11 protein-coding genes are annotated in these 12,798 nt (G+C 64.1%); 5 read left to right on the plus strand and 6 right to left on the minus strand.

From position 1 onward, the window contains the following. The first annotated feature begins 76 nt into the window (after positions 1-76). Both ACESNG_RS05395 and ACESNG_RS05400 read left to right on the plus strand, forming a co-directional pair. Positions 77-1,156 (plus strand): 6-phosphofructokinase, encoded by a 1,080-nt coding sequence (locus ACESNG_RS05395; protein WP_373065280.1) that lies wholly within the window; start codon positions 77-79, stop codon positions 1,154-1,156. Between the two features lie 327 nt (positions 1,157-1,483). Beyond that, positions 1,484-2,473: a hypothetical protein gene (locus tag ACESNG_RS05400; RefSeq protein ID WP_373065283.1), complete on the plus strand. Its 990-nt coding sequence runs from the start codon at positions 1,484-1,486 to the stop codon at positions 2,471-2,473. Positions 2,474-2,481: 8 nt separating this feature from the next. Here the strand turns inward: ACESNG_RS05400 and ACESNG_RS05405 are convergent, their stop codons facing one another. Beyond that, positions 2,482-3,054: a DNA-3-methyladenine glycosylase I gene (locus tag ACESNG_RS05405; protein WP_373065285.1), complete on the minus strand. Its 573-nt coding sequence runs from the start codon at positions 3,052-3,054 to the stop codon at positions 2,482-2,484. Between the two features lie 67 nt (positions 3,055-3,121). Between ACESNG_RS05405 and ACESNG_RS05410 the strand changes: the two genes are divergently transcribed. Next, the gene (locus tag ACESNG_RS05410; RefSeq protein WP_373068108.1) at positions 3,122-5,806 is read left to right on the plus strand and encodes a DEAD/DEAH box helicase; all 2,685 of its coding nucleotides are present in this window, start codon (positions 3,122-3,124) and stop codon (positions 5,804-5,806) included. Positions 5,807-5,824: 18 nt separating this feature from the next. On the opposite strand, the gene ACESNG_RS05415 is transcribed toward ACESNG_RS05410, so the two are convergent. The 3 genes from ACESNG_RS05415 to ACESNG_RS05425 all read right to left on the minus strand — a co-directional run bounded on the left by ACESNG_RS05415 (position 5,825) and on the right by ACESNG_RS05425 (position 9,904). Beyond that, positions 5,825-8,083: a putative bifunctional diguanylate cyclase/phosphodiesterase gene (locus ACESNG_RS05415; RefSeq protein WP_373068110.1), complete on the minus strand. Its 2,259-nt coding sequence runs from the start codon at positions 8,081-8,083 to the stop codon at positions 5,825-5,827. Positions 8,084-8,085: 2 nt separating this feature from the next. Continuing rightward, a complete protein-coding gene (locus ACESNG_RS05420; RefSeq protein WP_373068112.1) occupies positions 8,086-9,231 on the minus strand; it encodes an FIST signal transduction protein in 1,146 nt (381 codons plus the stop codon). Positions 9,232-9,301: 70 nt separating this feature from the next. Next, entirely contained in the window at positions 9,302-9,904 is a 603-nt protein-coding gene (locus tag ACESNG_RS05425; RefSeq protein ID WP_373068114.1) for a GNAT family N-acetyltransferase, read from the minus strand. Between the two features lie 106 nt (positions 9,905-10,010). Between ACESNG_RS05425 and ACESNG_RS05430 the strand changes: the two genes are divergently transcribed. Continuing rightward, complete coding sequence (locus ACESNG_RS05430) at positions 10,011-10,628, plus strand: TetR/AcrR family transcriptional regulator (protein ID WP_373065295.1); 618 nt, start codon at positions 10,011-10,013, stop codon at positions 10,626-10,628. Positions 10,629-10,731: 103 nt separating this feature from the next. Continuing rightward, the gene (locus tag ACESNG_RS05435) at positions 10,732-11,406 is read left to right on the plus strand and encodes a sigma-70 family RNA polymerase sigma factor (RefSeq protein ID WP_373065297.1); all 675 of its coding nucleotides are present in this window, start codon (positions 10,732-10,734) and stop codon (positions 11,404-11,406) included. Between the two features lie 24 nt (positions 11,407-11,430). On the opposite strand, the gene ACESNG_RS05440 is transcribed toward ACESNG_RS05435, so the two are convergent. Continuing rightward, positions 11,431-12,090 carry a hypothetical protein gene (locus ACESNG_RS05440; protein WP_373065299.1) on the minus strand — a complete coding sequence of 220 codons (660 nt, stop codon included), beginning with the start codon at positions 12,088-12,090 and terminating at the stop codon, positions 11,431-11,433. After that, positions 12,087-12,740, minus strand: coding sequence for a CGNR zinc finger domain-containing protein (locus tag ACESNG_RS05445; RefSeq protein ID WP_373065301.1), 654 nt, complete (start codon positions 12,738-12,740; stop codon positions 12,087-12,089). Before ACESNG_RS05445 ends, ACESNG_RS05440 begins: the two co-directional genes overlap by 4 nt. Positions 12,741-12,798: the final 58 nt, after the last annotated feature.

Raw genomic sequence — 12,798 nt, forward strand, 5'->3', positions numbered from 1 at the left:
GCCCAACGCCCTGGATCCGTGACGACGCGATAGATTATCGCGATCACTCCCAACTCCACGACCCATCTCTTCTGACATGCGGATTGCGATTTCCACCGGCGGCGGTGACGCCCCGGGACTCAACGCCGTCATTCGGGCCGCGGTGCTCTCCGCGCGTACCCGCGGCTGGGACGTGCTTGGCATCAAGCGCGGATACGCCGGACTCCTCGGCGAGGACGAGATCGTCCCGCTTACCGAAGACAGCGTGCGCGGGATCGCCAATCAGGGCGGTACGATCATCAAGACGACGAATCGTGGCAGTCCATTCGCGTATCCGATTCTTCAATCCGATGGGACGTGGAAAAACGTCGATCGCTCTGACGAACTCGTGGAGAATGCCCGCAACCTCGGCATCGAAGCGATCATCTCGATCGGCGGGGACGGCTCGCTGAAGATCGCGGCGCAGCTGGTGGCCAAGGGCATGCGCGTGATCAGCGTGCCGAAGACGATCGACAATGACGTCCCCGGCACCGTGACGACCTTCGGTTTCGACACGGCGGTGAACACGGCCATGGAAGCCATCGACAAACTGCACACCACGGCAGAGTCGCACGACCGCGTCATGGTGCTGGAAGTCATGGGACGCGATGCGGGATTCATCGCGCTGCACGCCGGTGTGGCCGGCACCGCCGATGTGATCCTGATTCCCGAGATTGCGTGGGACATCGAGAAGGTCTGTGAGAAGATCATGGACCGCGACGCGGCGGGTCGTCGCTTCAGCATCGTCGTGGTCGCTGAAGGCTCGAAGCCCAAGGGGGGCATGGAGTCCATCATCGGCGCGTCGTTGCCAGGACAGGATCGTCGTTTAGGTGGTATCGCCGATCGGCTGGGCTATGACATTCAGCGGATCACGGGCAAAGAGACCCGCTCGATGGTCCTCGGGCACCTGCAGCGCGGCGGATCACCAACAGGCTATGATCGACTCCTCGCCACGCGCTTCGGCGCGGCCGCGGTGCAGGCGGTGGCCGACAAGAAATGGGGTCACATGGTGGCGCTGCAGTCGCCGAACCTCGTGACCATCCCGATCGACGACGTGCTCAAGGAAACGAAGCGCGTCGACCCTGCCCACGATGTCGTGCAGGCCGCGAGGATGCTGGGAATCTCGTTTGGGGACTGATGGCGTAACGGCGAAGTAGGGGGTCGGGGGTAGGGAGACCGGCCATCCTTACGCCCGACTCCGTACCCCGTACTCTACCCCATTCCCCCGACCCCGTACTCCATACTTCTTCGAGTGGACACTCGATTGTCCTCTTCTACGGACGCTGGCTGTGACCTTCAGAAGGCGCCCCTGTCCTTAGAGTACCGTGGTGCCGATACTTACACCGCAGCAGCACGCTAGCCGGCGGTCGGGTCCGACTTGGCACGGACCCTGCCCTTGAGACGCGTCGGGACGTCCGATTGCTCTCCGTGGTGGACGGCGCGCGAGGTCCTGCAGGAGGAAAGCATGTTTCAGATGAACTGGCGAATTCTTGCTACGACTGTCGTACTGAGCCTCGCGCTCGGTGTGGGGCGCGCTCACGCGCAAGGTCGCAGCGAGAACAACGATAAGCACGACAAGGCGGACATCCCGAAGGGGTATCGCCCGCCTGCCGGCATGTGCCGCGTATGGGTGGAGGGCGTGCCAGCGGCGCAGCAGCCGGCGCCAACCGACTGTGCCAGCGCGGTGCGGAACAAAGCGGCCAACGGCCGCGTGATTTACGGTGACGATGTGGTGAAGGCCAGAAAGCCGGATCTGCCGATCAAGAGTTTCGCGAAGCCGGGGGATAAGAAGGGCGCTCCATTGATCCCGCCTGATCTCTCGCAGGCGGATCCGCGAGTGCGGGACGCTTGGGAGGCGAAAAAGATCACGGATGCGCAGTTGCATGGCGATCAGCCGGCGAATGCTTCGCCGGCTTCGTCGTATCCGGGTGGGGTGGTGTCACCGCAGGGGCCCGCAGGGTCATATGGCGGGTATGTGACGCCAAGCGGCGTTGTCTTGCCGGGGGCGGTGAACGATCCGCGCTATTTCAACCAGACGCCGGGCGTGCGTCCGCCAGGATTGGGCTCGGCGACCTGTCTCGATCGCGATGGTGACGGCTGGTGCGATGACCTGCGCTATGGTCCGCCGGTCTGCACCGACACAGACAAGGACGGCCGCTGCGATGACCTGCCGGAGTTCGCGTCTCGCGCGTATCCCCAGGTGCTCCCGCCCATGCGATCCGTGACCGACGTGCTGCAGGGGCGCCCCAGCACCGACATCATGCAATGGCTGGGCACGAACGAGTTCACCGTGCGGGTGCCCGACCAGGGACGAGGCGGCGTGCCTTGGCGCGCGATCTTCCTCGATCAGAGCAACGAGCTCCTGCAGGTGTGGACCGACGTGAATCGCGATGGTCGCGCCGACCGGATCGAGATTTTCAAGAACGGCCAGCGCGTGAAGTTGATTCAGCGCTAGGGCTGCACTCAGCGCGTGGCGAGTTGATCATGCCGGAAGCACGACATCAGGTGATCGTTCACGAGCCCGACCGCCTGCAGGTAGGCATAGCAGATCGTGCTGCCTACAAAGCGAAATCCGCGCGCCGTCAGATCTTTCGAGATAGCATCGGAAAGTACGGTCTGCGTAGGCCTCAGGTGTGCGCCCGTGAGTCGCTGATTGATCGGCGCGCCGTCCACAAAGCGCCAGAGGTAGGCATCGAAGCTCCCGAACGCCGCCTGCACCCCGAGGAACGCGCGCGCGTTACCGATGGTGCTTTCGAGCTTCTGGCGATGACGCACCAACCCCGCGTTCTGCATCAGGGCGCCGATCTGTGAGGGTGTGAATGCGGCAATGGCTGCCACGTCCCATTGGTGAAAGGCGGCGCGATAGTGCTCACGCTTGGCCAGTACCGTGGACCAGCTCAGCCCCGCCTGCGCCCCTTCGAGAGTGATGAACTCGAGGAGCTTCCGCTCGTCGTGCACCGGCACGCCCCACTCTACATCGTGATACGCCACATCGAGCGGTTTGACGGGCCAGGTGCAGCGAACCGGAGCCTTCATGCTGAAATATGGACTGTGCGCACCCGATTGATTCAATTGCCACGCGCCTGAGCAGTAGATTTGACGGGTGCGCACTCCACGAGATCGTAACCTACCCCCCGACCGCGACGCCTTTGTCGCGGCCAAGCCGCCGACCGGGCGCGTTATCGTCATCGCGCCGACGCGTGCGGCGTGCGAGACCATCGAGCTCGCCGTTGGCCTGCATATCGACACGTTTCTCGAGCGCACGCGTGGCGAGGATCTGCGGCGCCTGGCCTTGAGTGGCCAGGGCTTCGGCATCGTGGCCGGCACCGGATCGGGCAAGACACTGGCGATCCGTCCGATCGCCGAAACGATTCTCGGTACGACCGCACTCAAGGCCGGCGTCGTCAATCGCGAACGCGAAGCGACGCCGGAAACGCCGTCGTGGAATGTGGTCGTGATCACGACCGGCATTGCGCGCCGGTGGTTTCAGGACGGTGACATTCAGCCCACCGACACGCTGGTCGTGGATGAGATCCACCAGACGAGCGCCGAACTGGAGTTGTGTCTCGCGCTCGGCAAGCGCGTCGGCTGTCGCTTCATCTGGCTGTCGGCGACGGTCGACCCGACGTTCTACGCGCGCTATCTCGAAAGCGCCGAGGTGCTGCACGTGTCGGCGTTCGATGCCACCAAGGCCGCCAAGGTCGAAGTCGAGCGCAAGCAGCCGCTGAATTTTCTCGACGACAAGTTTCTGCAGAAGTTGTCCAAATCCGAGCGCGGTGTCGCGATTTTTTTGCCCACGCGCGCGTCGGTCGAAGAAGCGGCGGAGTGGGTGCGTCTGCGCTACCCACGCATCACGGCCGCGCACTATCACGGCGGTGAGCCGATTCGCGTGATCCGCCCGTTTCTCGAGGGTGTCGTGCCCAAGCCGTTCTTCCTGGCCATGACGGCCGCCGGACAGAGTGCGCTGAACGTACCGGGGCTCGACACAGTCATCATCGACGACACCCGATTCACCAACGTGATCGACCGTGGACGCAATGTGCTCACGCGCGTGCACCTGGGCTCGAACGAAATTCTGCAGATGGCCGGGCGCGTGCATGGCCGCGTGGAGAATGGCCGGGTGTTCATTCTCAGCGACCGTGACATCCGCTTCGAATCATTGAAGCCCACCGCACCCGACTTTCAGTTGGCGGGTGATTCCGAACGCGTGGCACTCACGTGTGCCGACCTCGGCGTGCAGGCGGATGCACTCGACTTGCCGGTGCCGCTCGATCGCGTGGCGTATCGCAAGGCGATCGCGCATCTCGAGTCGCGCGGACTGATCGAGCACGGTCGACTGACGACTTACGGCAAGGCAGTCGAAGCGTTGCCGGTGGATCGGGCGTGGGGGGAGCTGATCGTGAACGGCGACGACGAATTGCTCCCGATGCTGGCGGTCATGAGCGGCATCGACTCGTTGCATCGCATGTCGCGTGAAGGACGCGATCTGGAAGGGCTGGTGGTGCGCGGCAGCGATCACCTCACGGCCTACAACGTGTACGCTGACGGCTTCCGCGCCGCCGGCTACATCGGCGAGGTATTCGGGTTGCCGCGGCACATGTTCGACGCCGAGCGCATCGCGCACTGGGCCGAGCAGCGTGGTATCCTCGTGAAGGCGCTCGAGGACGCGGCGCTGGCGATGGCGAGCGTGTACCGCTCGGTGGGTATGCCGCTGCCGACCACGCTCCCACTGGTGCGGCACGAGCTCCACAAGCGTTTCTGCGATCTGCTCGCGCGTTTCATGCCGTTCGATCTCGTGATCGAGGAGCAGACGACGGATGGGCAGGAAGCGCGCGTGTCGAAGACGAGCGTGTGCGGTAGCTGGGGTGCGGTGGCGGGATCATTGCGTTACTTCGCCGATCGCTTCGGCGTGCCGCGGGCCGGTATCGAAGGCACGCAGCTCCCGATCGAACTGATCAAGCAGTACGCGCAGCGACTTCCACCTGAGCTGGCGGTCGATCTCGATCGCAAGCAGGCACCGGTGCTCTTGCGCAGACGGCTCACCTATTTCGGATTCGAGCTGGCGCGCGAGAGCGAAGGGCTCGATGAATTCCCCGCAGAGCATGCCCAGGCGGCGCGGCATCTGCTGGCCGAAGCGGCGGCGCGCAATGAATTGCGGCACGCATCGGTGCGTCGCAACCAGCCGCTGGTCGAGGAGATCCGCGAAGTGTGGCGTCGGCTGGGCGGCATCACACCGCGGCTCGGACAGACGGAGCTCACGGCGTGGTACGAAGCGCAGATGGGCACGGCCACCAATTGGGAGACCATCCGCAATGCGCCGATGTTGATGGACCGACGCGATTTCGTCAGTCACGAGCAGGTGGCCGAGGCGCGCGCCATGCCGGGCGCGGTGGAGATTCGCGACCGTACCGTGCCGATGGACTATGACGTGGAAGAGCACGACGGTCGTCTGGTGCCGGTCGTTCGATTGCGCGTGCCGGAGAAGTTGGCGCGCACGATGGTGCAGGAGGAAGTGCCGTCGCTCGACCGTCCGGTGCGGTTTGTCGTGCCGCGTGGACAGCGCGGGTCGGTGCGCGCAGATACGCTCCACGACCTGCAGCATAAGCTCGACTTGCCGTTCACCGATGACGAACGCGCGCGTAGCACGGAAGCAAGTGCAGGGCGCACTGGCGCGGACCGTGCGGGTACGCGAAAGGGGGCCGATCGCGAACGCGGTGGAGAACGCGGTGGCGGGTCGCGCGGTCCTGGCGGCCACCGTTACCCGGGCAAGGAGCGACGGCGGCGCTGACCATCGTCGTTACGCGGGTTACTTCGTCGAGGCCGCGAGCATCGGGAGCACGAGCGCTGAGTGTGTTACGAAGGCCTCGACCTCATTCGTGGGCAGTGGGCGGCTATACAGGTATCCCTGCCCGAAATCGCACCCGATGGAGTAAAGGAACTGCTGCTGTTCTGCTTCCTCGACACCTTCGGCGACCACATCGACGTTCATCGATTTGGCGAGCGAGACAATCGTGCGTACGAAGGCGGATTCGCGGTCGCCATCTCGGATGCGTGCCACGAACGACCGGTCGATCTTGAGCTCGTCCACTGGAAAATATTGCAGGTGGCTGAGCGATGAGTAACCAGTGCCGAAGTCGTCGATCGCGAGCTTGACGCCAAGAGCCTTAAGCGCCTTCAGTTTCTCCAAGGCGAGTTCCGGTGTGCGCATTATGTCGCTCTCGGTAATCTCGAGAATCAATCGACGTGGATCGAGCTTGGAGATTTGTAGCGCCGCGAGGGTGTCCTCGATGAGTGTGTCGGCGTCGAGCTGCTTCGCCGCCACGTTCACACTGACCGAGGGCGCCTCATCGGAGAACTGCGTCCACCGCGCCGCCTGCATGCACGCTTCCATCAGCACCCACCGACCGATCGGTATGATCAGCCCAGTTTCTTCGGCGATCGGGATAAACAGTCCCGGCCTGACATCCCCACGCTCGGGATGTTGCCAGCGAATCAACGCTTCGAAGCCCTTCACGCGGCCGCTGTCGATGCGTATCAGCGGCTGGAATAAGAGAAAGAACTCGTGACGGTCCACGCCCATGCGCAAGTCCGACTCGAGCTCCAGCCACTCCATCGCTTCGCGGCGCATCGCCGGATCGAAGCGACGTACACAGGCTTTTCCCGATGATTTCGCGGCGTACATCGCGGTGTCTGCGTTTCGCAGCAGGGTCTCTTCGTCGTCCGTCGGGTCGGCGATCGCAATGCCGATGCTAACGCCAACGACGACTTCCCGTCCTCCTATACGCATCGGCATGCGCAGCAGCCTCAGCAAGCGCTCGGCGAGTTTGTCTGGATCGTCAGTTTGCTCGAACGCATCGAGGACCACGGAGAATTCGTCGCCACCTAGACGCGCGACTGTTTCGCCGGAGCGAACCGTGCTGGCGATGCGGCGCCCGACGATCTGTAGCAGCTCGTCGCCGACGGCATGACCGAGCGAGTCATTAACACGCTTGAAACCGTCGAGGTCGAGCACAAGGACCGCGACACGGCTGTTAGCACGGCTGCGCCGGTCGAGCGCAAGACGCAGACGATCGCGGAAGAGCGCACGATTTGCCAGCCCGGTCAGGTCGTCCTGAAAGGCCTGTTTTATCAGTTGGCCTTCCATGTTCTTGCGCTGGGTGATGTCCTGAATCATGCCGATCATGCATGCGTCGACGCCGTGGGTCACGCGGGAGACGGTGAGCTGTCCCCACACGATGTGCCCTTCTTTATGAAAGAAGCGGCGTTCGACGGTGACGGAGTCGCGCATTCCCGTGCGGAGCTCCTGACCAAGCTCGCGGCCGCTCTCGATATCTTCCTCGGGCGAGAGTGACACCGCTGGCCGTCCCACCACTTCACTCGGCGGATAGCCGAGGAGGTCCTGTGATGCGGGGTTGGCCTCGAGAATGATGCCGTCGAAGGACAGCACGTGGATGGCGATTCCGGCGGACTCGAAGAACGCGCGGAACCGGGCCTCGCTTTCGGCGCGTGCGCGAATGGATGCACGTTCTACGGTGACATCGCGCACGTGCACGATCACCGCGTCGTGCTCCTTCAGGACCACGGTGTGGAACATGACTTCCGCGTCGAGCTCGCGCCCGTTAAGCGTGTACATCGTGGCTTCCGTCGGCACCCCGCACTTGGGGAGCGGCACGTTCGCCGCGATCATGGGCGTGAGCTGACAATAGGCGGCGCCGAACAACTCCAGACGCTCGACCGGCAAATTCAGGACGTCCTTCTCGACATGCCCGAACGTCGTTTCGGCGGCGTGGTTCCACGCGATAATGCGGCGGTCGTCACGCGTAATAGCGAACATCGCCATCGGGCTTTCAGCAAAGAGCAACCGATAGCGCTGTTCGCTCTGCTGCATGCCCTCGTAGCGCGACTCCAGCTCGCGTGACAGCTCCATCATGGCGGCGGCGCTCAGCTCGCGTTCGCGGTCGACGTCATGAAGCAGCGCGCTGACCGATGTGAGGATCGGCTGCAGTGCGTCCGACATCTCGGTGGCGCCATGTCGTCGAAGCTGTCGCAGCACGTACGGGTGCATTCTCAGATCTCCGCGATCGTGGTGACGGTCATCGTCTGGTTGTGCAACACGGCGGTGGCGAACTCGCGGCCGTCGGTGGGGGGCGCGATCTCCCCGTTGCTGTAGAATCCGACGACGGTGGACGAGCCGCTGAGGCGGACGACTTCTTCGATCTCCTCCTCGACGCGGCTACGCATCACGGCACGCCGTCCGATGCACGAGATGCAGAGGGTGAGCGAGGAGCCATCGTCCGCGATGTCCTCGTGAGCCAACTCGGCGGCGTTCACGGCGCCGTCGATGAGCTTGTCGGTCGTGGTGCGCATGAGCCGCACGATGCTACCGGTCGGGATGTCGCCGGCAAAGCGCATGGAGCCTTCGGCCTCGTCGATGGCAAGCAGCGTGCGAACGATGACCGGTCCCCCTTTGTAGGCGCGCACCGCGAGCGGAAAGAGCAGGCCACTGCCCGGCAATTCCGCGGCGAAGCTACCGAGGTAGCGCTTGTACACGTCCAGGGCGCGCTCGCCGTCGAGTTCGAAGACGTTGGCCACGGTGGAGCGCGTCACGATGCGTTCCGGCCCGAAGCAGTCCCAACCGCCGACGGAGCCGGTGCCGATGCGCAGGGAATCGCCGATCAAACCGAGGGCGACGACACGGCCGGTGGTCGGGGTGTCGTTGAGGCCAATCACCGAGCGCGTGAGCTGAATGCCGTTCGAGGCCAGCCCGCCGGTGACCTTGACGCGAAGGGGCAGCATCGGATTGAGACCGTCAAGGAAGCCGGCGGCGTTCATGCCGATGCCTTCGGCGAAGATCAGTACATGGCGAAGGCCGGCGATCGCGGCCAGTTCCGTGCCGATCTCGGCGCCCATCGCGCGACTGTTGTCGACGTCGACGCCATTCCGGATGACGGGGCGGACCGTGGCGTGCTGGAAGGAGACGGTGGTAACGACGGTGTGGGCGTCGTTGACCGCGCCACCGGCGATCTGGCCGCCTCCAGAGGCATAGACGTGCTGGGCGGCCGGGTACCGGTTGGCGATGGTCGCGAACCACGCGCTGTCGGGCGGGTCGACCGGTCCGAAGCTCAGGACCAGTTGCACCGTCGCGTCGGGTGCTTCGGGACGAGCTACGGACCAGCCAGCGGTCGGCGTCCAGAGCGACGAGCGTACACGCATGATCTCGGGGGAAAGGGCGACTGCCGAGCTTACAATATGCAAAATAAGCACGACCGGGCGGATAATTCAATTACCTCACTCGTGCTGAATAAGTCTCGGCACGTGTGACCAAAAATCCACGGGCGAGGTAGTTCGGCAGCGCGGCCGGCGCGTCGAGGGTGCAGGTGTGCAACCACACGCGCACGGCGCCCCAGGCGAAGGCCGCCCGCACGGCTTCGGACACGAGCCAGGCACCGAGCCGACGTCGCAGTACGTGTTGATCGAGTCCGATGTAGGCGATCTCCACCGATCCATCGGTGTGTTGTTCGAGCTCCAGAAAGCCAACCGCGTCAGTCGAGTCCTCGCCGAGCTCTGCCGTCATGCGGTAGATCCGAATCTCGGGACGGGCGAGATGCGCTGCTATGGCGTTTTGGTCCCAGGCGTCGCGGTCGTTCCAGTGCCACGGTGCACCGATACGCCGGTACAGCCCGCGCCACGTCTCGACTGGGCAGGGATCGATCCGTTCAAGGGCGGCCGGTACGCTGGGCTGTTGCCCAGGCACCAACTGCTGCGGGGAGGACAGCTCGAGAAACGTTCTCGTGACGTCGCACTGTTTTGCGCCCGGGGAGGATGGTTCAATGTTCGGACTCACGAGTCCAAGTTTTTCGGCATACCCGAACGCCTTTTCGTTCATAGTGAAAGCTTCTTTGCAGGCATAAGTGTTTGTGGAATAATAGTTTATGATAATTTTAGTGGGGGGCTTGCGAATAGGACCGTACGGTCCTAATTTCCCCTTCACGATGTCAGACCGCCGAACGCAAATCCTGGACGCAGCCGCGACGTTGATCTCTGAGCGAGGGTTCACCTCGACCTCAGTGGACGACGTCATCAAAGGCGCGAAACTCAGTGGCAAGAGCCACTTCTATCACTACTTCAAGTCGAAAGAAGAACTCGGCTATGAGGTGCTGAACCGTCAGTTCGAGCGATTTGCCGAGCGAGGTCTCGCCATTCTGCGCGAACCGATGATCGATCCGCTCGAGCGGCTGAATCTGTTTATCGACGCCGTGGTGGCGCTGCAGTCGGAGAGCGGCGGACGTCACGGATCGCCGTTCGGTAATCTGGCGGCCGAGCTGGCCGATGCCCATGAGGGATTCCGGGTGCGGATCGAGGCGGTGTTCGAGCGGTGGGCCAGTCAGATCCGCTCGCTGTTGTGGGAAGCGCGTCCACAGCTGCACGATGATGTCGACGCGGTGCGGTTGTCCCGCTTCATCATCGCGGCGCTGGAAGGGGCGGTGTTGATGACGCGAGTGAAGCGCGATCTCTCGGTGCTCGAAGGAATCGCCGCCGATCTGAAGCGGTTCATCGCCATGCATGTGCGCGACGGTGCGGCATTGCAGTTGCACCGGAATCACGAGTAGGCAGGATCCTTGCTGCACGGCATTGCGGGAAGCATGTGGGTTCCTTCAATGGTAGGACGACGGCGACTGCTGCGCACGGCGCAGATCACGGAGATCAAAGATCATGGTTCGCATAGACGACAAGGCAGTGCTGCTGGCGACGGTTCCGCGCGACGCGAGCGACGCCGCCGAACGAAGCGGCGATCGGGTTGCACGCCGGGCGCAGTTCGAGCGCGAGGCGCTCGTGCATTTGGATGCGCTGTACTCGTTCGCGCTGAAACTGGCTCGCTCACGGGACGACGCCGAGGATTTGGTGTCGGACACACTGCTGCGTGCGCTGGAGCGGTGGGAGCAGTACCATCTCGGCACGAACATCCGCGCGTGGCTCTTCACGATCCTGTATCACGTGTTCGTGAGCCGGAAGCGGCGCATCGATGCGCGTGAAGTACAGCAGCCCGAGGATACGGAGGGTTGGGCGCTGTTCGAAGCGGTGGGTGAGGCCGATCCCGAGGGACGTTTTTACGACTCGTTTCTCGACGACGAAATCACGCGGGCGATCCGCTCGCTTCCCGAAGAGTATCGGTCGGCGGTCGTGCTGAGCGATCTGCAGGGACTGCGATACGCCGAGATCGCGACGGCGCTGGGCGTGCCCGAGGGCACAGTAAAATCGCGCCTGTTTCGCGGGCGTCGCCTGCTGCAGCGTAAGCTGGCGAACTATGCGGTGGAGATGGGCTACTTGAAGGAGTCCATCGTGCGTGCGGTGGTGGCGCCCAACGTGATGTCGGTGGTGGGCGCGTAGGGAGCAGGGAGTAGGGAGTGGCGCCTACGCTTCGCGGGCGAGTGAGCCGGCGGCGCCGGCGAGTTCATGCAGGGCGCGTTCCACGGTGCCACTCCACCGCCGCAACTTTTCCCGAACGGCCGCCAGTTCAGCACGACTGTCGGCCGCGTCGTGTGCGGCATCGTCGTGCAGGGCGCTGAGTTCCATCACGCGCGCTTTCATGACATCGAGGGCACCGGTGAGTGAGTCACGCTCACGCTCCGCGTCCTCGAGGAGTTCGTGTACGCGGGCGCGCGTCCGCGTGAGCAGGGTGCACATGGCGCGCCACGCATCGCGTTCGAGCGTGAGCTGTCGGCGCGACGCGGTGTCTTCAGCAAGCCGTTCGCGAAGACGCGCGAGGCGTTGTACCAGCGATCCGTTGCCGTTGATCGCGGTGCCGGGGCCCAGGACGGCCAGCGCGGCCTGCAGCTCTTTGTCGAGCTCCTGGGCTCGGTACTCGAACTCGTCGCGCGCCGCGCGCGTCTCATCGAGCGCCGCCAGCGCTTCGTGGAGCGCGCGTAATTCGACGGCGATGCGTCGCACGCCTCGGGCATCGCCCTCGGATACGAGCCACCGCAACGACGCAACGAATCCACGCTCCAGCGTGAGGTCCGGATCGGACTCAGGGCGCGGGATGGCGTGGAAGGCACGCGGCGTATCGCTCAACGACGCGTCACCGAGTTCGCGCGATGACGGGCGGCTTTGGCGCGATTACCGCATGTCCCCATGTCGCACCAGCGTCGCAGTCCATTCTTAGTGCCGTCGAGAAACACGCGATGGCAGCGCGGATCGGCGCAGCGCCGCACGCGCGCCAGCTCTTGGTCGACCAGCGTGTCGGCGGCCGATTCGACGATCGGAATCATGAGGCCGGCGAACGCATCGCCGGTGGGCACGAAAGCACGCGCGTAGCCGCCGTCGATGCGTGGGTCGAGCCGGCGCGTGCCGGCGCTGCGGCCGAGCACGCGATTGATTTCCACGACGGCGTCGTCACGCACGCGTTCGGTGACATGTCCTTTTTCGGCGAGCACGCGCATGGCGGCGCGTACCCGTCGAGCGTCGACCAGCGTGGCCGCGGCGGCTGCCGGCTGGAGGACCGCACGGCGGCGAATGCCGGCGGCGCGTTCATCGTCGACCGCTCCCTGCTGCTGAACCCAGACCAGCAGTGCCTCGAAGTCTCGCAACAAATCGCCCCCGGGCAATTGCGCGGCGGCGTCGGTGTTGACGAAGTCAAGCCAGAGTCTCGTGCGAGGGGGCACGGTTCCGGGTGGACGATCGCGCGAGTCGGCCCGTCGCGCGTCGGAGAGGGAGACTGGCATATCGTGAAGTCAGAAGAGCTAGGTTACTTCGATACGTGGCTGCGAGCAAGCGCCGCGT

Source organism: Gemmatimonas sp. (assembly GCF_041689975.1).
Lineage (GTDB): Bacteria > Gemmatimonadota > Gemmatimonadetes > Gemmatimonadales > Gemmatimonadaceae > Gemmatimonas.